24 protein-coding genes are annotated in these 23,768 nt (G+C 36.4%); 5 read left to right on the forward strand and 19 right to left on the reverse strand.

The genetic code is table 11. From position 1 onward, the window contains the following. The first annotated feature begins 184 nt into the window (after nt 1–184). Complete coding sequence (locus tag C8C85_RS15520; protein WP_116797879.1) at nt 185–2,458, forward strand: M1 family metallopeptidase; 2,274 nt, start codon at nt 185–187, stop codon at nt 2,456–2,458. A gap of 101 nt (nt 2,459–2,559) precedes the next feature. Here C8C85_RS15520 and C8C85_RS15525 read toward each other — a convergent pair whose 3' ends face one another. The 7 genes from C8C85_RS15525 to C8C85_RS15555 form a co-directional block, all read right to left on the reverse strand. Beyond that, a complete protein-coding gene (locus tag C8C85_RS15525; RefSeq protein ID WP_116797880.1) occupies nt 2,560–3,600 on the reverse strand; it encodes an agmatine/peptidylarginine deiminase in 1,041 nt (346 codons plus the stop codon). Nucleotides 3,601–3,602: 2 nt separating this feature from the next. Further along, entirely contained in the window at nt 3,603–4,490 is an 888-nt protein-coding gene (locus tag C8C85_RS15530; RefSeq protein WP_111408688.1) for a carbon-nitrogen hydrolase, read from the reverse strand. Between the two features lie 179 nt (nt 4,491–4,669). Continuing rightward, nucleotides 4,670–5,323, reverse strand: coding sequence for an NADPH-dependent F420 reductase (locus C8C85_RS15535; protein WP_116797881.1), 654 nt, complete (start codon nt 5,321–5,323; stop codon nt 4,670–4,672). Nucleotides 5,324–5,428: 105 nt separating this feature from the next. Further along, complete coding sequence (locus C8C85_RS15540; protein ID WP_116797882.1) at nt 5,429–5,638, reverse strand: DUF2200 family protein; 210 nt, start codon at nt 5,636–5,638, stop codon at nt 5,429–5,431. A 30-nt stretch (nt 5,639–5,668) separates the two neighbouring features. Further along, complete coding sequence (locus C8C85_RS15545) at nt 5,669–6,061, reverse strand: DUF1801 domain-containing protein (RefSeq protein ID WP_116797883.1); 393 nt, start codon at nt 6,059–6,061, stop codon at nt 5,669–5,671. Nucleotides 6,062–6,310: 249 nt separating this feature from the next. Continuing rightward, entirely contained in the window at nt 6,311–6,805 is a 495-nt protein-coding gene (locus C8C85_RS15550; protein ID WP_116797884.1) for a VOC family protein, read from the reverse strand. Nucleotides 6,806–7,138: 333 nt separating this feature from the next. Beyond that, entirely contained in the window at nt 7,139–8,476 is a 1,338-nt protein-coding gene (locus C8C85_RS15555) for a serine hydrolase domain-containing protein (protein ID WP_207786938.1), read from the reverse strand. Between the two features lie 396 nt (nt 8,477–8,872). On the opposite strand from C8C85_RS15555, the gene C8C85_RS15560 reads away from it, so the two are divergent. Further along, nucleotides 8,873–9,904 carry an LLM class flavin-dependent oxidoreductase gene (locus tag C8C85_RS15560; RefSeq protein ID WP_116797885.1) on the forward strand — a complete coding sequence of 344 codons (1,032 nt, stop codon included), beginning with the start codon at nt 8,873–8,875 and terminating at the stop codon, nt 9,902–9,904. Between the two features lie 129 nt (nt 9,905–10,033). Here C8C85_RS15560 and C8C85_RS15565 read toward each other — a convergent pair whose 3' ends face one another. Further along, complete coding sequence (locus C8C85_RS15565) at nt 10,034–10,879, reverse strand: L,D-transpeptidase (RefSeq protein ID WP_116797886.1); 846 nt, start codon at nt 10,877–10,879, stop codon at nt 10,034–10,036. Between the two features lie 143 nt (nt 10,880–11,022). Between C8C85_RS15565 and C8C85_RS15570 the strand changes: the two genes are divergently transcribed. Then, entirely contained in the window at nt 11,023–12,783 is a 1,761-nt protein-coding gene (locus tag C8C85_RS15570) for an ABC transporter ATP-binding protein (RefSeq protein ID WP_116797887.1), read from the forward strand. Between the two features lie 22 nt (nt 12,784–12,805). On the opposite strand, the gene C8C85_RS18485 is transcribed toward C8C85_RS15570, so the two are convergent. The 3 genes from C8C85_RS18485 to C8C85_RS15580 form a co-directional block, all read right to left on the reverse strand. After that, a complete protein-coding gene (locus C8C85_RS18485; protein WP_165818129.1) occupies nt 12,806–12,976 on the reverse strand; it encodes a hypothetical protein in 171 nt (56 codons plus the stop codon). Between the two features lie 26 nt (nt 12,977–13,002). Next, nucleotides 13,003–13,872, reverse strand: coding sequence for a DUF808 domain-containing protein (locus tag C8C85_RS15575; protein ID WP_116797888.1), 870 nt, complete (start codon nt 13,870–13,872; stop codon nt 13,003–13,005). 293 nt (nt 13,873–14,165) lie between these two features. Continuing rightward, nucleotides 14,166–15,206: a GMP reductase gene (locus C8C85_RS15580; RefSeq protein WP_116797889.1), complete on the reverse strand. Its 1,041-nt coding sequence runs from the start codon at nt 15,204–15,206 to the stop codon at nt 14,166–14,168. 191 nt (nt 15,207–15,397) lie between these two features. Between C8C85_RS15580 and C8C85_RS15585 the strand changes: the two genes are divergently transcribed. Beyond that, a complete protein-coding gene (locus C8C85_RS15585; RefSeq protein ID WP_116797890.1) occupies nt 15,398–15,853 on the forward strand; it encodes a hypothetical protein in 456 nt (151 codons plus the stop codon). 9 nt (nt 15,854–15,862) lie between these two features. Here the strand turns inward: C8C85_RS15585 and C8C85_RS15590 are convergent, their stop codons facing one another. From C8C85_RS15590 to clpB, 8 genes are all read right to left on the reverse strand, one after another. Next, the gene (locus C8C85_RS15590) at nt 15,863–16,357 is read right to left on the reverse strand and encodes a DUF4199 domain-containing protein (RefSeq protein ID WP_116797891.1); all 495 of its coding nucleotides are present in this window, start codon (nt 16,355–16,357) and stop codon (nt 15,863–15,865) included. Between the two features lie 120 nt (nt 16,358–16,477). After that, nucleotides 16,478–17,152: an HAD family hydrolase gene (locus tag C8C85_RS15595; protein WP_116797892.1), complete on the reverse strand. Its 675-nt coding sequence runs from the start codon at nt 17,150–17,152 to the stop codon at nt 16,478–16,480. Nucleotides 17,153–17,262: 110 nt separating this feature from the next. Continuing rightward, nucleotides 17,263–17,484 (reverse strand): hypothetical protein, encoded by a 222-nt coding sequence (locus C8C85_RS15600; protein WP_116797893.1) that lies wholly within the window; start codon nt 17,482–17,484, stop codon nt 17,263–17,265. A 294-nt stretch (nt 17,485–17,778) separates the two neighbouring features. Further along, entirely contained in the window at nt 17,779–18,162 is a 384-nt protein-coding gene (locus C8C85_RS15605) for a hypothetical protein (protein WP_116797894.1), read from the reverse strand. 159 nt (nt 18,163–18,321) lie between these two features. Beyond that, nucleotides 18,322–18,675 (reverse strand): hypothetical protein, encoded by a 354-nt coding sequence (locus C8C85_RS15610; protein WP_116797895.1) that lies wholly within the window; start codon nt 18,673–18,675, stop codon nt 18,322–18,324. A gap of 17 nt (nt 18,676–18,692) precedes the next feature. Next, complete coding sequence (locus C8C85_RS15615) at nt 18,693–18,977, reverse strand: YtxH domain-containing protein (protein ID WP_116797896.1); 285 nt, start codon at nt 18,975–18,977, stop codon at nt 18,693–18,695. A gap of 384 nt (nt 18,978–19,361) precedes the next feature. Further along, entirely contained in the window at nt 19,362–19,868 is a 507-nt protein-coding gene (locus C8C85_RS15620) for a hypothetical protein (RefSeq protein ID WP_116797897.1), read from the reverse strand. Between the two features lie 666 nt (nt 19,869–20,534). Further along, nucleotides 20,535–23,138, reverse strand: coding sequence for an ATP-dependent chaperone ClpB (clpB, locus tag C8C85_RS15635; protein WP_116797900.1), 2,604 nt, complete (start codon nt 23,136–23,138; stop codon nt 20,535–20,537). Nucleotides 23,139–23,367: 229 nt separating this feature from the next. Between clpB and ytxJ the strand changes: the two genes are divergently transcribed. Next, the gene (ytxJ, locus tag C8C85_RS15640; RefSeq protein WP_116797901.1) at nt 23,368–23,757 is read left to right on the forward strand and encodes a bacillithiol system redox-active protein YtxJ; all 390 of its coding nucleotides are present in this window, start codon (nt 23,368–23,370) and stop codon (nt 23,755–23,757) included. The last annotated feature ends 11 nt before the right edge of the window (nt 23,758–23,768 follow it).

A 23,768-nucleotide genomic window follows, 5' to 3' on the forward strand; every position in this document is an offset into this window, starting at 1 on the left:
GATTATATTTGGAACATAAAATCAATCAAATTCTTAATTTTAAGCGGAAATCTGATTTTTTTTCCATTAATTTGCTTTAGAAACACAAATTTTATGAAATAAGCATAAAGAAAGTGGTTTTAAATATCAATTGCAGAGATACTAATTATGTAATACCCCAATAGAAATCAATAAAAATTACCTTATGAGAAATAATTGTATTAGAGCCCTGTTTCAACTGACTTTATTAATCGTGTTTAGTACTTCATGGAGTCAAGATGCTCCTGTAACTAGCACATCTACTGCCAATCCAGTTTCAAAGTATGATTATCATGATGCCTTTGGACCATTTTTTTATGTAAATAACGGTACATCTACAAGGTCAGCTAGCGGAGAACCGGGTCATGAATATTGGCAAAACAGAGCAGACTATAAATTAACTGCCAAGCTAAATGAAAAAACGAATGAAATTGTTGGAACAGATATAGTTACCTATACAAACAACAGTTATGATAAAATGTCCTTTGTATGGATGAATTTGGACCAAAACTTATTCAAATCTGATTCTAGAGGTAATGCACTTATACCATTAAATGGAAGCCGTAATGGGGCCAGAGGCGAAATTTTTGACGGAGGTCATAAAATTAAATCGGTAAAAATTGTCACTACTTCCAAAGGAAAATCGGTTGAGAAAGAAGCAAAATATATAATCACCGACACTAGAATGCAAGTTTTTCTTCCAGATGATTTGAAAGCGAGAGGCGGAGTTGTGAAAATAAAAATTGATTTTTCATTCATTTCACCAAAAGAAGGTTCGGATAGAATGGGAGTTTTAGATACCAAAAATGGTAAAATTTTTACTATAGCACAATGGTATCCTCGTATGTGTGTGTATGATGATTTGAGAGGCTGGAATACTAATCCGTATTTAGGAGCTTCTGAGTTTTATTTAGAATATGGTGATTTTGATGTGAATATTACTGTACCTTCAAACCACATTGTAGTTTGTTCGGGTGAGTTGTTGAATTCAACTGCGGTTTATTCTGCTGAAGAGCAAAAAAGAATTGCCCAAGCCAAACAAAGCGAAAAAACAGTAATGATTCGTACTGCCGAAGAAGTGGCAGCTAATGCATCAAAAGCAGGAACTACATCTGAAAAAACATGGCATTTTAGAATCAAAAACGCTCGTGATCTTTCTTGGGCATCTTCACCTGCATTTATATTGGATGGAGCAAGAATTAATTTACCTAGCGGTGCAAAATCACTTGCATTATCTGCTTATCCAGTTGAAAGTGCTGGAAACGAAGCTTGGGGACGTGCTACAGAATATACTAAAACTTCGATTGAGAATTATTCCAAAAGATGGTTTGAATATCCTTACCCTGTTGCAACAAACGTAGCCGGAAATGAAGGCGGAATGGAATATCCAGGGATTGTATTTTGTGGATGGGAATCCAAAGGAGAAGATTTATGGGGAGTTACTGATCACGAATTTGGTCATGGTTGGTTCCCAATGATTGTGGGTTCTAATGAGCGCTTATTTGGTTGGATGGACGAAGGATTCAATACTTTTATTAATTCAATTAGTTCAGTTGATTTTAATAATGGTGAATATAAAGCTAAGCCAACTGATTTTCATAAAAATGCGGAATACTTTACCGACCCAAAGAATGAACCAATAATGAGTTCTCCGGATAATATGAAGGAAAGAAATATTGGTCTATTGTGTTATTTCAAACCAAGTTCTGGATTGATTACTTTAAGAGAACAAATATTGGGGCCAGAACGTTTTGATTTGGCTTTTAGAACTTATACAGAACGTTGGGCATTCAAGCATCCATCTCCAGATGATTTTTTCAGAACAATGGAGAATGTGGCGGGTGAAGACCTAAGCTGGTTTTGGAGAGGTTGGTTTGTGAATAACTGGCGTTTGGATCAAGGAGTAAATTCTGTTAAATATGTAAAAAATGATCCAAGTAAAGGAGCTGTAATCACTATTGAAAACTTTGAAAAAATGGCTATGCCTGTTGTTTTGGACGTAAAAACCAAAAGCGGAAAAGTAACCCGTGTTAAATTGCCTGTAGAAATTTGGCAACGTAATATAGATTGGTCTTTCAAGGTTAATACTACTGAGGAAATCGAGAGTGTCGTTATCGATCCAGATCATGCATTTCCTGATGTGAATGAAAGTAATAACACTTGGAAATCGGGTAGTGGAGCAGTTGAAAAAGATATTATTTTAGACGGATATCTTGGTAAATTTTCTTCTAAGGTTTCAAAATATAAAATTGAATTTACTGAGAAAAACAGTGTGCTTTTTGCTGAAATTACCGATTATCCAAAATTTTCACTAGAACCAAGTGGTAAAGATAAATTTGAATCCAAAGAAGCAGGAGTTACATTTGAGTTTAACGAAGCTAAAAACGGATTTGATATGATTATTAGTTCAAATCAAAAGATACCATTTACAAGAGACTAAAAGCTTTTGTTTCAATAATAAAAAAGACTTGTAGAAAATAATCTACAAGTCTTTTTTTATTTAAAATCAAATGAGTTTAGCTTTCTTTTGTTATGATAATTTTATTCTGGAATTTGTTGACTCAAGCAATGCAACGTTCCAAATCCCCAAATAAAATCAATTGCACTGATTCCGATGATTTCTCGATCAGGGAAACATTCGGCTAAAATATTTAAGGCAGCTCTATCATTTACATCATTAAAAGTTGGAACCAAAACACAATTGTTCAAAATCAAGAAATTAGCATAACTTGCAGGTAAACGCAAATCTTCAAAATCAATTCTTTTTGGCATTGGTAATGCTACTACAATTGGAGCTTTTCCATTTTCTAGTTTAGCATTTTGAAGTCTTTTCAGATTATCTTGCAATGGTTTGTAATTGTTGTCATTTGGATCCAATTCTACTATTGTTACAATAGTATCTTCGTTTACAAATCGACATAAATCATCGATATGTCCATGCGTATCATCGCCTTCAATTCCATCGCCCAACCAAATTACGTTGGTAACTCCCAAATATTCTTTAAAAACGGCTTCGTAATCTTCTTTGGTAAATCCTTGATTTCGAACCTGAATATCGGGATGCATCAAACATTCTTCAGAAGTTAACAATGTTCCTTTTCCATTTACGTCAATAGCTCCACCTTCAACAATTACGGGTTTCCCTTTGTAAGTTACTTGGGTTACGGGAATATTTAGAAACTCACCCACTTTGGCAGGAACATGTTTGTCTAAATTGATATTTTTATATTTAGCCCAACCGTTAAAATTGAAATTTAAAGCTTCTCTTTTTGTACCATTTTTTACAATGATCGGTCCAGAGTCACGCATCCAGCTGCGATTGGTTTTATGTATAATGAAAGAGACATTGCTCGTTTTTACATGAGCTGTTTCTAGCATTTCGGCTACTTTGTTTTTTTGATTTTCATCGGCAACGACCAAAAAAACTTGCTCGTAAGTAGCAACTTTCTTGATGAATTCAACAAAAGCCCATTGAACGGCTTCGTATTTTCCCGGCCAATCTTTTCCGTTATGAGGAAAACACAATAAAATCCCTTGTTGCTTTTCCCATTCCGCTGGAAATCTTCTACTGTTTGCACTCATGATTAGTCGATTGCTCTTTTGGTAATATCTCCGAAGGCATCAATTCTTCTGTCTCTAAAGAAAGGCCAGTTCTGACGTACATTTTCCTGTAGATCCAAGTCCACTTCGGCAATCAGTATTTCTTCTTTATCATGTGAGGCCTGCGCCAAAATTTCACCTTGTGGTCCCGCAATAAAAGATGATCCCCAAAATTGGATTCCAGCTGTTCCTTCAATATATTGTTCCAAACCAATTCTGTTGGCGGCTGCTACATACACACCATTGGCAACGGCATGACCTTTCATCACGTTCATCCAAGCGCCATGTTGGTTTTCACCGTATTGTTCTTTTTCAAGTGGGTGCCAACCAATTGCTGTTGGGTAAAACAACACATCAGCACCTTGCAGTGCTGTTAAACGAGCCGCTTCCGGGTACCATTGATCCCAACAAATTAAAGTTCCTATTTTTCCTTTTTCGGTAGGGAAAGCTTTGAAACCTAAATCACCTGGTGTAAAATAGAATTTTTCATAGAAATGTGGATCGTCCGGAATGTGCATTTTGCGGTACAATCCTGCTTCCGATCCATCAGTATTGATGATATAGGCGCTGTTGTGGTAAATTCCTGCCATTCTTTTTTCGAAGAAAGGAACAATGATTACCACTCCCAATTCTTTTGCCAAAGCACTAAAAGCTATAAATGAAGTGCTGTACAATGGTTCTGCCAAAGCAAAATTGTCTACATCTTCACTTTGACAAAAATAATGACTGCTGTATAACTCAGGCAACGAAATCACCTCAGCTCCTTGATTGGCGGCATCACGTACCCAACTCAAACATTTTTTAAGATTGTTTTCGGCAACATCGTTTAGATTCAATTGAATCACCGCTATTTTGTATTTCTTCTTTGACATGGTAAAAAAATTAGATTGCAAAAATAGTTATTTTTTAAAAGAGTAGCGGTACTGACTTTTGGATTTTTTAAAAAGTTAAATCGACTATCTTTTTGTGTTTAGGCTAAAGAAAAATGCCTCCAAAAAGGTCTTAGCTTTTTGGAGGCATTTTAAATTGTATTTTTTAAAGTGTTGTTTTATTAATTGACAACTTTAATGCTGAAAGTTCCCATTGTGACTCCCCAAATTTTCCACCACAATTGGAGCATTGCTTCTGTGCCTCTAGAGCCAGTAATATCGCCCAAATCCACAATGGCTTCTTCTTTCCAACCGATTTCTTTTAGTAAATTTTTTACTATGTTTTTGGCTTCCTCATCATTGCCGCATATAAAATTGGTATGGTCTCCATCTTTCAGCATGGATGGAATCATCATCAGAGTGCTCCACATGGTGTTTAGGGTTTTTACCACTTTAGTAGTTGGAAAGACTTTTTGGATCTCTTCTCCCAATGAATTGGTGTTGCAAAGTTCAGGAATTAAACAAAATGACATCCCTTTGCTAGTATCGATAGGGTTAGAAATGTCAATGAGAATTTTATTGACGATTCCATTGCCAGCTTGCTTTAATGCTTCAATTGTAAATTGTCCTTTGACGCAATTGAAGATGATTTCTCCAAAAGTTGCCGCTTCTTCAAAAGTGCCATTACTGGCATTATGGTCAAATTTATTTACAAATTCAATTGCTCTTTCGTTGGTTTTACTTCGGGAACCTATCATTACCTGATGACCCAATTCAATCAATTTGGTGGCTATGGTTGTGCCAACGGCTCCAGTACCTAAAACTGCTATTTTCATTACGTTTTTTTATAAATTATTGAATTATAAAGTTAAAAAAATAAAGCAAATGGGCAAGGGAAATGCTAAATTTATTAAGAGGTATTCTATTGTTTGCAAGCCGTCTTAAGCAAGTCGCAAAATCTTTTCCATTTTACGGCCTTTCGCCAATTCATCCACCAATTTATCCAAATATCTCACCTGTTGCGTCAACTTGTTTTCTATTTCTTCTATTCGGTAGCCACAAATTACGCCAGTAATCAGGTGTGCATTAGGATTTATGGAAGCGAATGTCATTTTGGCGATTCGCTCATAATGATGGCTGGTATCGTTCATATACTTGTGTTTTAACTTGGGACTTTTAGTTTATTTCAGCCTTTCTAATTGCCCTTTTCTTTTCACTATATTTTTATAGTCCCACTGAATGTCCCTTGATTTTTTCAGCCAACGTTTTAAATCGTTCCTATCGATTTCCAAAACACTATTGTAGTATACTGAAGCATCTTTAAATTTTTGACCTCTTACGCTTAAAGATTCCTCTTCAAAGTCAGCTCCACTCCAAAACATTAGTCGTATTCCCGCTTTTTGTTTGCTGTAGCCAACAATTGGGTTACCGTCTAAAAACCAAACAGGGTGCGCGTGCCAAATTTTGCTTTCGGCTTCAGTTAGTTCGTTGTCAATACCTGTAGCAAGCTGGTCGCAAATTTCTTTGTCACCCAAAGTTTGTTTTTCGTTGTATACTTTAATTTCCTGATTCATTTCTGTCTTGATTATGTTGTACTGTTTTGTAATAGTTTAACATATCTTAAAAACATGTTGTAAGCAGTTGGGTTTATTCCAATTTGGGTTTTTGGTGGCAATAGATTAGTGTATGTAAGTGGGACAAAAAACGTCTCTTAAGAGTGATAGCGCGGATTTGCAATCCCTGCCCGCAAAGTATGTAAAAAAGTCTCTCCTCATCGTTTTAGATTGTCGATATACTGTATGGGCACGGATTGCAAATCCGCGCTATCGGGGTTTACTTTTAATAGTGAGATTGCTTCGTTCCTCGCAAGGACTTTGATTGCGATTATGTATTGCTTGATCTGCGTGGGGGACGAAGTCGGGAGACTTCGTAGAGCGGTGCCAATACAAAATATTGAATTTGTGACCATCTGGATCAGCAAAGCAAAAAGTATAACCTTTTTCATAATCTTGTGATGCTGCGAAGATTGTTCCACCCGCCGATTTTACTTTTTCAACCCAATTATTTACTTCTTCTTTGCTGCCTGCAGAAAGGGAAAATATTATTTCGTTCTCTTTTGGAATAGCAATATTACCATTTACATTTTTTTTCAGTCTTAGTTCTGTAAAGAAATTGATAACAAATTTGTTTTGCCCAAAGAAAAAACTAGTTCCTTCATCCATTTTTCCATTTGGCTCAAAACCTAATGCTGAATAAAATTGGATTGTTCTTTTCAGGTCGCTTGAGGCTAAGTTTGCCCATATAAATTTTGGTTCCATGACTTTTATTGTTTTGAAAAGATGCAGTTAAAGTTATGAAAAACTCTATTTTAAAGAATCAAAAAATGTGGTTTTTTCAGCGGTAATGGATTAGTGTTCGCGAGCAGAACGATAGGATTCTGATGAGTTCTTTTTTAAGGTCTTTGAGAGGCACGAAGCAATCTCTCTTGCTATATTTTATTTAGTAATTTGCAAGATTTACTTTGATAGTGTAATTGCTTCCTTCCGCGCAAAGACTTTGATTACTTTTATATATGCTTGCTAAGGGTTTATGACTACGTCGGGAGATTTGGCCGAGCGGGGGTAACACAAACACAAATGTTAACTGCTGTTTTATTCTTTTGTGAATAGGAATTGTTGTCCTCCTTGTTTTAAAGTCATTGTTTTTTCTACGGGATTAAATTCCATAATAACGCCTGCCAGTTCGAATGAAAACTTGTCTTTATCAGTTGCAACGAGTTCACTGGTAGATTGGCCTGTAGCTTGTGCTATCAAGGTGTTACTGTTTTTAGTGAATGTAATTTTTATAGGGATGTCTTTGCTTGAATAAATTCCTAAGTATTTATCTAATTCCTCAGTGGTAACCGCTATCGTTTTAAATGATGGCACTTCATACGGCTGATTATATACTGCACTTAATAACGCAATTGAGATATTGTTATTATTGAAAACCGAGCCATTACTTGTAAGTGCAATTGTTACATTTTGGTCGTCAAAATGAGAAAAAGCTGAAGTAAAATTATCTATTCCTCCAGTATGTCCATAGCCTTTTTTTTCATTAAAGGGGACTTGAAATAAACCCATTCCGAAGTCGTCTTTTAATGTTTTCATTAGTTCAAGATTTTGGCTTGAAACTAATTTGCCATTAAATAATGCATCTGAAAATAGAGTTAAGTCGCTAGGCGTGGACACGATTGCACCAGCTCCCAAGGGGATAGACATATCTGTTTCTGTATGTTTTACCCAATTGCCATTTTGGAGTGAATAGGAAAAACTTTCATTGTCTTTTATACTGGAAGGTTTTCCTAAATAGGTATTCATTAGATGTAATGGCTGGACAATTTGTTCATTCAATAAAAGGGCGTAATCCTTTTTATAAATCTTTTGCAGTATCCATGTTAAAAGCACATAATTGGAATTACTATATGAAGCTTTGGCATCAGGTTTAAAATCGCTTCCTCCCTTTATGATAGTGGTTAGTAATTCCTTTTCAGATGTCTTTTTTGTATCCCATTTTGAATACTCTACATCATCCGTAAAATTGTGGATTCCGCTTCGATGGTTGAGCAAATTGCTTATGGTTATTTCATTGGCATTTGGGACTTCGGGGATATATTGATCTAGCTTGTCGGTCAATTTTAGTTTATTAGCTTCGATCGCTTTAAAAACTAAAACAGTAGTAAAGGTTTTTGAAATAGAACCAATTCTGTATTTAGTATTTTCATTAGGTTTTACTTTATTTTCGATATCGGAAAATCCAATTTGCTTTGTATAAATGATTTTTCCATTTTGAAAAATTGCCGCACTTCCCATAAACTTGTTATTCGTTTCAAGCACATTGAAGTATTCGTCCAATTTGGTTTTGTCAAGGTTTTGAGCGAATCCAGTTTGGAATAAAAGTCCAGTTGCCAATAGTGTAAAAAGGAAATTTTTCATGTTTTTTGTTGTCATTTTTGTTATTTACTTACTTTGTCAAAATAGCCTCCATCTTATTTATTTGTGCGAACAATGCAGCCCATCGTATCTAAGTTAGTTGGTTTTTGAATTATTATTGTAGTAAATATATGTATTTAATTTAAGAAACAAAATCTTACTAATCACATCTCAACATCACTTCAACTGAAAAACTAAACTTCTCGCCTAGCCCCGATGGAAGCAAATATCCTTTTGGGCTGGGGTTCAGCCCAAAAGATATTGTGGACAGCGGGAGTGAAGTTGATAGAATGACAAATACTTCTGCTCCTAAATAATTGTAAGAAACTCGGTTTAAATATTATAATTGAATTAACATCTCAACATAAATACCCTAAGTGGTAATGATTAAATTTGTGCAAACTTATAATGAATATGAAAACCTCAATTCCGATTTCCTTACTAGAGTTAGCGATAATTACGCAGGACAGCGATGCCAGCGAAACGATGCAAAAGACCAAAGAATTGGCGCAACTTGCCGATGGTTTGGACTATAAAAGGTTTTGGTTGGCCGAACACCATAATATGGCTCATGTTGCGAGTACGGCAACGGTTGTTCTGATTGGTTTTATTGCGAGCCAGACGCAGAATATTCGGGTAGGATCGGGTGGAATTATGTTGCCCAATCATTCGCCATTGATTATTGCCGAGCAGTTTGGGACTTTGGGGATTTTGTATCCTGAGCGAATTGACCTTGGTTTGGGAAGGGCTCCCGGAACCGATTCGCTGACCGCACAAGCCATTCGACCTGATTTTATTGCCGAATCGCAACGGTTTCCGCAGAATGTAAAAGCGTTGCAGGACTATTTTTCGGAAGCGAATGCGGAGGCCAAAGTTCGTGCTTTTCCGGCTGAAGGGACAAATGTTCCCATTTGGATTTTGGGTTCGAGTATGGACAGCGCTTCGTTGGCGGCGGCTTATGGATTGCCGTATGCTTTTGCAGGACATTTTGCGCCAAGACAAATGATTCAGGCTTTTGAGTTTTATAGAGAAAATTTTAAACCTTCGGTATATTTGGACATGCCAAAAACAATGGCCTGCGTGAATGTAATTGCCGCCGATTCGGATAATGAAGCCGAAGTTTTATCGACGAGTTTGTATCAAATGTTTCAGAATTTGGTTCAAAATACTAGAAAACCGTTGCAGCCTCCAGTGGCTTCCCTGTCTGATCTCATGAATAATATGAGCGAAGAAGCTCGTTTTCATGTTAACCAAATGACAGCTGGTTCGTTTATAGGAAGTAAAGAGACTTTGGCGAAAGAATTAAAAGAATTTATTAATTATTCCCGTGTGGATGAATTGATGATTACCAGTCCGATTTTTAATCATCAGGATAAACTGAAGAGTTTGAAAATAGCTAAGGAGGTTATTGATGGGATTAATGAGAATGTGCATTTTTTAGGATAAAAGTCAAAAAAACAAACACGAATTGCACGAATTTACACGAATTCGTTCGTGAAATTATTACACAAACTATAATAACCGCATAGATTCGTGTAAATTTGTGTAATTCGTGTCCATAAATTTGAAATACAATTATTTACTAGGCTGATTTTCTCTTTTCTTCTGTTCCGATAAAATGCCGTTTAAGTAGGGCTTTGTTATGTTTTCTATTTCGGCTACTGAAATATTCAATGCTTTAGGATTTTGAATCAATTGCAGCCAGGGTTTTGGTTCACCAAAAGGATAGGAACCAAAAACAATCACAGGAGTTCCTTTCATGAGTACATTTTCATCATCCTGCAAAATCCATTGATCTGCCCAAGTGTAAAGGTATTTGGCGTCTTTTTCCTGTAGTCGCAAACAGGAATGCGAAGCAGGATAGCCGGGCAATTCATATTGATGCCAACCAACTCCTAATTTGTTGGCAATATTAAAGTTCCAACGTAGATCCCACTCATCATTGAAAGTGCTTGTTGTTTTTTCGGCTTTCCAGTTGGTGTAAAAAAGGCCGGTAGGTGTGGGGTCTTTTTTTCGTCCCATATTGGTAGGGCCGGTATAGATCAGGTCGCCGTTTTCGTAAGCGGCAAAAGTTTGCGTAGGATACGAAAAGAAGATGACTTTATTGATGTCTTTCAAATAAGGAACCTCTAGCGGAAATGGAAGATAAAACTCAATATCACCAGTTAAATCGCCAGGAATAAGGATAGAATCCATTTTAGCAATATTAGTTTTGTCAGTTCTATTAACGGCAAGAACGATTCGAAATTGCGCACTATCTTTGGTCTTTTCGAGCCATTGTTTGGTCTTTTCGAAATGAAACGAAATACTTTTGGGATGTTTTCGAATTATTGTTTTTTTGGATACCACATTATCCTGATTCTGTTGTTTACACGAACAGAAAATGACAAGTAGCAATAATATGAGGACTGACTTTTGCATAACTAATTTCTTTTTGTAAAAATGAAAATTTAAACAAGGGAAATTGTTATATAATAACGGGAATTTGTTGTGTTATTATTAGGTTAATTTTAATTTTTTGAAGCCAATAGTTGTAGTTTTGTATTTTAATTTTAGAAAAGTACATGAAAATATTATATACCTACATCAAAGAACACAAGTCCCTGTTATTTTTAGCTTTATTTTTAGCGGCTATCAACCAATGTTTTTCCCTATGTGACTCCATTATTATTGGTAAATTATTGAATCAATGTGGTGTTGGCGTTGCTGGGTTCCATCACAATTTTGCACTCTTCACCAAAGCCGTTCTGGGTTGGCTGGCACTGTCTTTAGGAGCCGCGATGATGTCAAGAATTGCCAAAAATTTTCAGGATTATTTCACCAATATCATCATTCAGAGAACAGGTGCAAAAATGTATACCGACGGTATTCAAAAAGCGCTTGAATTACCATTTCAGGATTTTGAAGATCAGCGAAGCGGTGAAACACTCGGAAAACTTCAGAAAGTAAAAATAGATTGTGAAAAGTTCATCACTTTATCCATTTCGCTAATTTTTCAAACGCTTATCGGGATTGTTTTTGTGATGGCCTATGCGATTAATATCCATTGGCTGTTGGGGCCTATCTTTTTGGCAACCGTTCCCGTTATTGCTTTTATCAGTTCCTTTTTGGGTACAAGAATCAAAAAAGTGTCCAAGGAAATTCTTGGCGAAACAACCGCTTTGGCAGGTGCTACCACCGAATCGTTGCGGAATATCGAATTGGTAAAAAGTTTGGGTTTAACGGAGCAAGAAGTGAATCGTCTAAACAGTACCACGATAAAAATATTGGGTCTTGAGCTGAAGAAAGTTAGATTTATCCGTTCACTAAGTTTTATACAAGGAACTACGGTTCATTTTATGAGAACTGGATTGGTTTTTGCATTATACATGTTTATTTTTCAAGGAATCATTAAGCCGGGGGATTTGATTACGTTAATGTTTTTCTCTTTCTTTTTGTTTAATCCACTGCAAGAACTTGGAAATGTTATTGCGACTTATAACGAAACAAAAGCCTCGATGGATAATTTTGGTGATTTAATGAATTCCAAAAGCGAGGAAAGACCTTTGTTTCCAAAAACGATTGGTTTTATTAATAATTTGAGATTTTCAAATATTTCGTTCAAGCACCAAACTGCCACTTCTTACGCCGTCAAAGATATTTCTTTTGAAGCCAAAGCAGGGGAAACCATTGCTTTTGTCGGCCCTTCGGGAAGCGGAAAAACGACTTTGGTAAAAATGTTGGTTGGATTATATACTACAGACGAAGGCGCTATTTTTTACAATGAAAAAAATGCCAAAGAGATTGACTTAACCGAGTTGCGCCAGCAATTGGGATTTGTGACCCAAGATGCTCAACTGTTTTCGGGCACGATAAAAGACAATTTACTCTTTGTGAAACCCAATGCAACCGATGAAGAGATAAATGATGTTCTACAAAAATCGGCTTGTCAAAATTTATTGTCTCGTGCTGAAAAGGGATTGGATACGACTATCGGTGAAGGCGGAATTAAAGTATCTGGTGGAGAAAAACAGAGATTATCGATTGCAAGGGCATTATTGAGAAATCCAAGATTATTGTTATTTGATGAAGCGACCTCGGCTTTGGATTCCATCACAGAAGAAGAGATTACACAAACCATTCGTAGCATCTCTTCTAAGCAAGACCAGATTACAGTATTGATTGCACACCGTTTGTCAACCATTATGCACGCTGACAGAATATATGTATTAGAGCAGGGAGCTATTATAGAACAAGGAAAGCACCAAGATTTATTGAATGAAAAAGGTTTGTATTATGCCATGTGGAGACAACAAATAGGGGAGCGAAAAATAGTGGAAGTATAAAAATAAAAGCCAAACCCAATAATTAGTCATTATTGGGTTTGGCTTTTTTATTTGCCATTTCCTCTAGGAGTTTCTCAGGAATTGGTCTGCATTTGCAATTCTTTTCGTGCTCCAAATGCCATGCAACTCTTTGTTCGAAAGTTGGTTTTTTGGGCATTTTGTTTTCCAAATGCCATTCTCGATTTATTTTCATGACTTTATCTGTTAAAAATGTTTTCCTTACTTTTTCCCTAACACCTTTTTACATACGTTTACAATTCCTAAAACAATCAATCCTATTATAAGTCCGATGATAAATTCTTTTAAGAAGGAAGGCAATTGAGGCAATAAATGATGCAAGAAATCAATATTGTGTACAAATATACCACCAGCCACTAGAATCAAGGCTATAGTACCGATTACCGCTAAACTTTTAATGACTTTTGGAAGTGCTTGTACCAATATGTTACCGATAATTTTTAACGGGCTGTTTTCTTTGTTGCTCATCCCAATAAGTTTGAAACCCAGTTCATCCATTCTTACAATAATCGCTACGATTCCGTAAACACCTACGGTAGCCAATATGGCAATAAATGAGACAACGACAATCTGAGATGTTAGAGTTTCCTCAATTACGGTTCCAAGCGCAATAATTACGATCTCCACCGATAAAATAAAATCAGTTATTATCGCGGATTTTATTTTTTCTTTCTCAAATGCCAGAATTTCGGTTTCGGTGAACTCTTGGATTTTGGTTTCCGTTGTTGGATTTTTATGAGGGAACAGGTATTCGTATATTTTTTCGGCGCCTTCATACGCTAAAAAAAGACCTCCAAGTACCAAGATTATTATAATTGCCAAAGGAAAAAAAGCACTTAGCAGAAAGGCAATAGGTAAAATAATTAATTTATTGATGAAAGAACCTTTTGCAATTGCCCACAATACAGGAAGTTCTCTTGAGGAAACAAATCCGGAAGCTTTTTCGGCATTAACGGCCAAATCATCGCCCAAAATACCAGCTGTCTTTTTGGCTGCAATTTTACTCATTACTGCAACATCATCCATAAGTGCTGCGATATCATCCAATAGTGCGAAAAAACCTGATGCCATTATATTTTGTTTTTAAGGAGTGTATTGATTTTGATATAGCTTTGCCAAATTCAATCAATGCGTTTTGATTGTTTATTTATACGAAATTACTACTTTTTGAATGATTTTATTCGTGTAATTAGTGTTTTGAAATACTAAATTTCTGGTTTAGTCCCATAGAAGTGAAAATCCTTATAAGCCAGTGTTTGGCTTATAAGATTGAAGCGGACAGCGGGAGTAAAGCCGTTATGAAAAACCATTGTTGTGCTCCTAAAAAAAAAACACCAGCCTTTCGACCGATGTTTAGTTTAAAATCATTTATTGAAAATAACATTCTCTTGTTCCAGCACTCGAATAAAGGTGGTTCTTTTGGTCAATTCTTTCAATTTGGAAGCGCCTACGTACGTGCAAGTGCTTCTTAATCCGCCAAGAATGTCTTTTAAGGTATCGATGACATCCCCTTTGAACGGAACCTGAACCGTTTTTCCTTCGCTTGCTCTGTATTCGGCGACACCGCCAACGTGTTTGTTCATGGCCGTCTCCGAACTCATTCCGTAGAATTTTTTAAATTTTTCACCGGCAATTTCAACCATTTCGCCACCGCTTTCGTTATGTCCTGCAAGCATACCACCGAGCATTACGAAATCTGCACCGGCACCAAATGCTTTGGCTACATCGCCTGGAGTGGCACATCCGCCATCGCTTATAATATGACCTCCTAAACCATGAGCCGCATCCGCACATTCGATAATGGCAGAAAGTTGGGGATAACCCACACCTGTTTTTACCCTTGTGGTGCAAACCGATCCTGGACCTATTCCCACTTTTACGATATCGGCACCGGCTAGTAATAATTCTTCGACCATTTCGCCGGTAACTACATTGCCGGCAATAATTACTTTGTCTGGATATTTTTCGCGTGCTTTTTTCAGGAAACTCACAAAATGTTCGGAATAGCCGTTAGCAACATCAATGCAAATGAATTTTAATTGGGGGCTTTGTTCAAATATTTCACCTATTTTCTTGAAATCATTTTTTCCGGTTCCTGAGCTCACTGCGATATAATCCTGAATATTTTCGGGTGCATTTCTCATGAATTCATCCCATTGCTCAAGAGAATAATGCTTATGGATTGCTGTGAAAAGTTTTTCTTTGGCCAATGCCAATGCCATTTCAAAAGTTCCCACCGTATCCATATTGGCTCCCATGATGGGAACTCCTGACCAAGCGATGGAACTATGTAAAAACTTGTATTCCCTCTCTAGAGAAACCTGTGATCGACTCTTCAAAGTAGAGCGTTTGGGTCTGATCATTACATCTTTAAATCCTAATTTAAGTTCGGTTTCTATTCTCATGATTTTAAAATATGGTTACCTAACAAATGTATCGATTTAATGAAAAAGCAGATACAAATATGAGTTAAATATTTACTGGTTTTTATTGATAAATATTACTTTTTGATAATTAATTTGAAGTCTAATTTTAATTCTTAATTTTACAAAGGCAGATTTTAAAATAGTGATAACTTAAAGACTTATAGGTGATTATGAAATTAAAAAATATATACCGATTTGTTTTATTCATAACTGTTGTGGTCGCAACTTTTGTTTCCTGTAGTAATGATGATAGTAAAAATACGGTCGACGACGTCAGCGATACTATAAAAGACGGAACATGGAAGGTTAGTTATTTTTACGATTCCGGAAAGGATGAAACTTTGAATTATGCGGGTTATGATTTTGTTTTTGGAAGTAATGACGTATTGACCGCAACCAAAGAAACAAATTCCTATATAGGTATGTGGTCGGTAGCCAAAAGTACCAGTGATAATGATCTTTTCAGCACGATTTTTAAAATTTCAATGAATCCCGTAGATATCTTTCAAGATTTAAATGGGGATTGGAAGGTAATGGAGAATACAGGTACTTCTGTGAAACTAAAGGATGACAGCAAGGGTGAAACCGCTATTGATTATTTGACTTTTGAAAAAATAGTACAATAAAAAAGTAGCTTATTTTTTCTTTAGAATTAGTCCTGCAATTAAAGAAATTACAATGCCAATTGGGAAAATTTCCATATAAGTAAGCAAGATTACCATTAAAGGGCTTTTATACCATTCCTTCATTTGGTATATTTCGGTAGTTTTGGCTGCAAGATCTTCGGGTTTGGCATTTTTTAAGACCATTTCACCATATCTATCCATAAAATCAGGAAAAAAGTTATAATAAATAACCAGCCAGACCAAAACGTAAATGGTTGCAATGACAAATGAAATTCCCAATCCTGTCAGGAAGGCGCTTCCAAAAGTGATTTTACCATTATTGATTTCGCGTTGTCGCTTGATACCCAATATCAGGAAGGTAAAAGCTAAAAGCATACTGATAAAACTTATAATTGAATTGGGCTCCTCTCCCGGATTGGCTTTCATATAAAATACCATCGAAGCCATAACAATTGCAGCAATTATTCCTCCTAAAATTCCGTTTCTTAAGATGTTATTGAGCATAATTATAGTTTTTGGTATTGAATATCAAAGATATAGAAAAATTCCTTTTGTCATTTTTCGTTTTTGAATACCAATTCCTGGTCAAAGTTTGATGTGAGTTGCGTTTTAGGGAGGCACGAATTACATCAATATAGTAACGCCTTCGGGTTGCAAAACTTTAATTAAATCCAATGGATGGTTTAATACATATTTTGCTCCTTCGGCAAACAGTTCTTCTTCTGGACGATATCCCCATGACACTCCCACAGCAAGCATATTGGCATTGGCAGCCGTTTGCATATCAATACCAGAATCTCCCACGAAGATTATTTCTTCGGTTTTCAATCCTAATTTTTTACTTATTGCTATGGCTTCAGATGGATTAGGCTTTTTTAGTGATTCAATACTCAAACCGACTATAGGGTCAAAATAGTTTGGGAATAAAGCAGTCGTGATTTTCTTGCTAAGCTCATCCGATTTATTGGAGAATACGCTCAGTTTGATATTGTGTGAAATTAAGTGATCCAATAATTGGACAATCCCATCGTAAGGTTTTGTTTTACGAGTACAATTATCGCTATATTCTTCAATCATCAATTGGTAACAATGATCGATATGCTTTTCATCATTATGTGTTTCGGGCAATGATTTGCTTACCAAATTTCGAAGGCCGCTCCCAATAAAATATTGGTACGCATCATAATTATGAGTAGGGTAGTTGAGACCTTGAAGGACACTATTCATAGCATCTGCAATGTCTTCAAGTGAATTAACCAGTGTTCCGTCTAAATCAAAAATAACTCCTTTGAATTTCATTCTTTATTTTTTAATTCAATCGAAAGGATGTGCTTTTCGATTGTTGTTTTGGTATTGTGTCAAAGGTAGGAATATTGTTTTTTAAACATTTAGAATTTTATGTATTATAGTTATCTAACATCAAAAGGGTTTTGATTGTGTACTTTAATTGATTCCTCAGCGGGTTCTGCAAAATCGGTAGACTTGCGAGAGCTAGTGGTAGCCCATTTGAAATACTCCCCCAAAAAAACTATAAAGCCAACGACCAAATCATATTGCAATGCAAAAAAATCAATAACCAAATCATAAAGAGTCGCAAAAAAATCAATTAAGAAGTGTAATGTTGATTTCATAGTAGTATAGTTGTTTTATATCTTTTGTTTTTAAATTCTTTGAGAGACAAATCGTTACTGCTTTTAAGCTTGGATTTGGTTCTCAAAATCTGTCATAAAATTAGTTAAACTTTATTAATATATCGATAAAATACATTTATTTTATTTAAAAGTAAGAAATAACATTGTTTTAATGAATAATGAAATCAGAAGGATATCTACTAAAAAACGGCACTTCCATAATGTAGTATTGGAATCGCAGAGCTGTCTTATCGATAAAATAAAATCTAAATTATTGTCTATACAATAATTTGCTTAGCTTTTATTTTTATGAAAAAAATGATTCAAAAGATTGCTTCCAATGTTTTTGATGCTATCTGAATGCTTCGCCGCCACATTGGTCACAGCAAATTGGAGCATGGTTCCTAATACCTTTTTGACAGGACTTTGTGGATTGTCTCCAAAAATTTTTTTGGAAAGAAATCCAGCACCTAAGCCAAGCGTGTTTCCAACCAAATCATTTTTTATCTCGGGTGAAGTGGTTACTTCGTGAAATAGGCTTTTGATCAGATTGACAGGTTTTAAACTTTCATAGGTAAGATCAAATTGGTTTCTCAATAGAGCCAATTCAGTATCGTGTTTTTTCTCCTGTAGAAGAATCAATTCATTTAATGAATCTGTTTCGTTTATCATTTTCATATGTAGATATTTATTGTTTTTTATCGGTCATATGTAATTGCTTCGCCTGTTCGCTATCGCTTGGGTCACATATCTCCAGTGGTGTTTATCTCATCGGTTATTATTTTATTTTGGTATTCGATGATTTTCAATTGTGACCAATTTACGTTTATGCTCATTTCATAGCATTTTTTCTTTTAGCAATTGTTTAATAATAGAATTGCTAACGGGATATTTTAGCCATTGTTTGCGAAATAAATGAAGAAGAATTGCCATAAAAACATAAAAAGCACCTACTATAAAAAATCCGTAAGAGGTATCACCAAGCAGTTTTCCTAACCATATTGATACGCCCATGCTAATAATTAAAACTGAGAATACAACGGTCATAACCACTGCAAGTCGAGCAACAAGAGATGAGGCTACATCGGCGGATTTGTCTATGGCATTTAGCTTAATCAACTTTAGAGTTGTTTTACTGTAATCTTCTGCCCGCTCAAAAAGCATTGCTATAGGGCTTGTATCCTCAGTCATAATATATTTATTTTGGATTAATATTTTGAAGCGCTGTGATTGGTATCAAATTTTGCTTCATCAAATTCTGCTTTAGCATCCTCTGTTAGGCCTTGAGCAAATTCTTTTGCGTTTTGAAGTTTATCTGTGATGGAATCAGAAAACTCGTTAAGTTTTGATTTCAAATCGTCAGCATAATCATTTCCTTTATCCAAGATTTGTTTTCGGGTTACCGAACCTTTTTCGGGAGCAAATAGAATTCCTAAAATTCCGCCTATGGCAAGACCCGCTACTGTTCCTAATATTACTTTACCTGTACTCATAACTGTTTTGTTTTAGATTGTTTATATTTTTATATTGAATAGAATTTAAATTTTTAACTGCACTGCCCCAAAAGCACCCAGATAATTATAAAAACTAAAATTGTGCCGAAGCATCCACCTCCTAGTTTTTTTGCTCCATAACCTGCTAGCAGGCCTCTGAATATATTGTTCATAATGTTTTGTTTTTAAATTATTTTCAACCTTGTAAAGGTCAGAGTATTGGTTAAAGATTGTATTATAATACTTTTTAGAAAAGTTGTATTATTTACGGGTTATTCATTAGATAAACTAAAAAAGCAACTCCATTAGGAGTTGCTTTTTTGTTTTGTAAATACTAGGCTTCTGTTAACGACCCAGAGGCATAGAATTAATGGTGTATTTGAATTATTCATTCTCATCATCATCCTCAAAATCAAACAAATCCTCAGGATTAAAAGGAATATCTTCATCGGGGTCTTTATCGTGTGCATTTACTCCTGGTGGGTTGAACAATCCCCAATCGTCTTTAATATAATTCCACACATCAAAACCAGCTACCCAATCAATAAATAAAAGTCGGAATTCATCGATTTCTTTTCTCAACAAAAGGATATAGTCTTTGTCCGAGATATCCTCTTCAAAACGTAAACTACCAGCTTGAACATAGAGTTCTCTTGCTGCTTTTCGAATTATGGTGGCATTTTCCATTTTTATATCATACAACTCGACTGCTTGGGCTCCTGCAATTTTAGCGGGTATTATCATTGCATTTTCCAAGATAAATCGAACTCTTGTTTCTTGTAGAAATTCATTGTCAGCGGGGACAATTTCTACTAATCCTTGCGTGATTTTAAAAATTTGTTCTGCTTTTTGGTATAATGGTAATTTCTGTAATTCGTCTCGTTTTGACATACTTTTTGTTTTAAGTTCAAATTGGAATGGGAATGGATTGCAAATTCGCGTTATTGGTGTTGTTGAGGGTGTGCGACGAAGTCGGGAGACGCCGTTGAGCGGGTTAAATAACTAACAATTTTTGTTTATAAGTAATGGTGTAATTTAAGTTATTAAACTTGATTATCAGTAAATTTGATATTATTAATTTAAAATAAAGTATGTGATGAAGCATATTACCCGCAAAGTTGTACTTAGTTGTACTACCGAAAAAAAACTGTTTGTGTTTACTATGACACAAGTGAATAAAGATTCACAAAATGAAATTTCCTCAAAAAAATCAAATCAATTTAATATCCTGATAAACTCTCCAAATTATTCTAGTTTTGGACTAGAAGCAAAAAAGTTTATTTGCAAATAATTATAGATGTTGTTATCGGCGTTATAATTTTATTTATCCAAAAAAAATATTTCTAAAAAATTAGATGCCTTGCCTAGCCCCGATGGAAGCAAATATCCTTTTGGGATGGGGTTCAGCCCAAAAGATATTGCGTACAGCGGGAGTGAAGTTGATGAAAAAGCTAATTGCTCTGCTCCTAAACAAAAAAAAACACCAGCTTTTCGACTGGTGTTGTTGATGACCTTTGCCAAAGTTCAAAATTTTGGCAAAGGTTTTAGTAAGCTATATTAGTGTACCAACTCGGTTTGATTTCTAAAAACGAGTTCGTTGTCGAAGGCATCGAGTAGGATGATGCTCTCGGGATGTACTTTTCCGGCGAGGATTTCTTTGGAGAGTTGGTTGAGGACTTCTCTTTGAATTACTCGTTTTACGGGTCTGGCACCAAATTGCGGGTCATAACCTTTCAGAGACAGATACGCGATAGCTTCGGGAGTGGCGTCCATCGTGATGCCTTGTTGAGCAAGCATATCGGTAACGTTTTTCAACTGCAAGCCAACGATTTTGGTAATGTTTTTGGCGGTAAGCGGCGTGAACATTACGATTTCGTCGATACGGTTGATGAACTCGGGGCGTACAGTTTGTTTCAATAATCCGAGTACTTCAACTTTAGCGATTTCGGTGGCGGCTTCGATACTTCCTTTTAGATTCTCGAATTTTTCTTGAATAATCTGGCTTCCCATATTGGAAGTCATAATGATAATGGTGTTTTTGAAATCGGCCAAACGTCCTTTGTTGTCGGTCAGACGGCCTTCGTCGAGTACCTGCAACAAGATGTTGAAGGTGTCCGGGTGGGCTTTCTCGATTTCGTCCAGCAGAATCACAGAATACGGTTTACGACGCACGGCTTCGGTCAATTGTCCACCCTCGTCATAGCCCACGTATCCCGGAGGCGCACCTACCAATCGGCTCACGCTGTGGCGTTCTTGGTATTCGCTCATGTCGATTCGGGTCATGGCGTTTTCGTCATCGAAAAGATATTCAGCCAGAGCTTTAGCAAGTTCGGTTTTCCCAACTCCCGTTGTTCCAAGGAAAAGGAAGGTTCCCACTGGTTTTTTCATATCCTGCAGTCCGGCACGGCTACGACGCACGGCGTCACTCACGGCTTGTATGGCTTCTTCTTGACCTACCACACGTTTGTGCAGTTCTTCTTCCAGATGCAACAGTTTTTCGCGTTCGCCTTGCAACATTTTCATTACGGGAATTCCGGTCCATTTGGCCACTACTTCGGCAATGTCTTCGCGGGTAACTTCTTCCTTGATCAATGAAGTTCCTGATTGGTTTTCGGCCAATTGTTTTTGGAAAACAGCCAATCGATCTTGTGCTTCCTTGATTTTTCCGTAACGGATTTCGGCTACTTTTCCGTAGTCGCCCTCACGTTCGGCGCGTTCGGCTTCGAATTTGAAATTTTCGATTTCGGTTTTTACTTCCTGAATATTATCGGCGACTTCTTTCTCGGATTTCCATTTGGCATAAATCTCATTTCGATCTTCTTTGAGATTGGCCAAATCCATTCCCAATATTTTGAGTTTGCTTTCGTCTTTTTCGCGTTTTATGGCTTCAATTTCGATTTCCAACTGCATTATTTTTCGATCCAGAACGTCCAGTTCTTCTGGTTTGGAGTTGATTTCCATACGCAGTTTGGAAGCCGCTTCGTCCATCAAATCGATGGCTTTGTCTGGAAGAAAACGATTGGTGATGTAGCGTTGCGAAAGCGTTACGGCTGCAATAATCGCATCATCCTTGATTTGTACTTTATGATGTGTTTCGTATTTTTCCTTGATACCTCTAAGGATTGAGATGGCACTTTCTGTATCGGGTTCTTCGATGATGATTTTTTGAAAACGACGTTCGAGGGCTTTGTCTTTTTCGAAATATTTTTGGTATTCGTCTAGAGTCGTTGCACCGATGGCTCTTAATTCTCCACGAGCCAAAGCTGGTTTCAGAATGTTGGCGGCATCCATTGCGCCATCGCCACCACCTGCACCCACAAGCGTGTGAATTTCGTCAATAAATAATACGATGTCTCCTTCGGCAGCAATCACTTCTTTAACCACCGATTTCAAACGTTCTTCGAATTCCCCTTTGTATTTGGCACCCGCAATCAAGGCTCCCATATCGAGAGAGAATACGATTTTGTCTTTCAGGTTATCGGGTACGTCGCCATCCACAATTCTATGTGCGAGACCTTCGGCAATGGCTGTTTTACCCACACCGGGTTCTCCCACAAGCATTGGGTTGTTTTTGGTTCTTCGGGTCAGGATTTGTAATACACGTCGAATTTCCTCGTCACGACCAATCACAGGATCCAGTTTCCCGGTTCTGGCCAGTTCGTTGAGGTTTTTGGCGTATTTGTTCAAAGAATTGTAATTTTCTTCGGCTGAGGCTGAGGTTACTCTTTCGCCTTTACGCAATTCTTCGATAGCGGCTTTCAGTCCTTTTCCGGTTACGCCTTGGTCTTTCAGGATTTGGGCTGCTTTGCTTTTGGAATCAAAAATGGCCAGAATCAAATGCTCGATGGAAACGTATTCGTCGTTCATTTTTTTGGCAATGATTTCGGCTTCGTTCAGGGTTGTATTGGCGGTTCTGGAAAGCTGAATTTCGCCTCCGGATACTTTTGGAAAACTCTGAATTGTTGCATCCAAAATTTGAATAAATAAAGGCACATTGACGTTCAGTTTTTTCAAAATAAACGGAGCCACATTCTCATCAACTTCAAAAATAGATTTGAAAATGTGTTCGTTTTCTATTTGTTGTTGACCCAAACTCTGAACCAGTTGCTGCGAAAGCTGTATGGCTTCCTGCGATTTAATGGTAAATTTATTAATGTTCATGATTAAAGGTTTTATGTTTTATATGTTTGTTTTACTTGTAATTAGCTATAAGTTTTAATTATGGTTAATCAGTTATAACCAATTGTTGATTACTGAATTTCACTATTTAATAACTAACTTTGCAAAATAATCATCAAATGGTATTCCACTATAAATTTACGGACAATTTGACGTTTCCGTGATGATTTTTATCATATTAAAAAGACAAAAAGACATAAAATAAGACAAAATGAGCATATTCAATTCCCTATTCGGTAGTTCAGAAGAAAAGAAAGTAACAGGAAGTAAAATCAATTGGATTCCGCTTCAATTCGTAGGGCAGTTGGATGAGATTGCAGCATCATCGGACGAAAAGCCTGCAGTGATTTTTAAACACAGCACACGTTGTAGCATCAGTAGATTTGCCCTTAAGCAATTTGAAAATGAATATGCTTTAGAAGATAAAGTTGATGCTTACTTTTTGGATTTAATCGAATACCGTGATGTTTCCAATGAAATTGCTAGCCGCTTTCAGGTAGTGCACCAATCCCCACAATTATTGCTGATCAAAAATGGTCAATCGGTTTATGATGCTTCGCATAGTGATATTGATGCGGGTGATTTGGTGGAGAGATTGTAAAATAATACCGC

This window comes from Flavobacterium sp. 103, from assembly GCF_003096795.1.
GTDB lineage: Bacteria > Bacteroidota > Bacteroidia > Flavobacteriales > Flavobacteriaceae > Flavobacterium.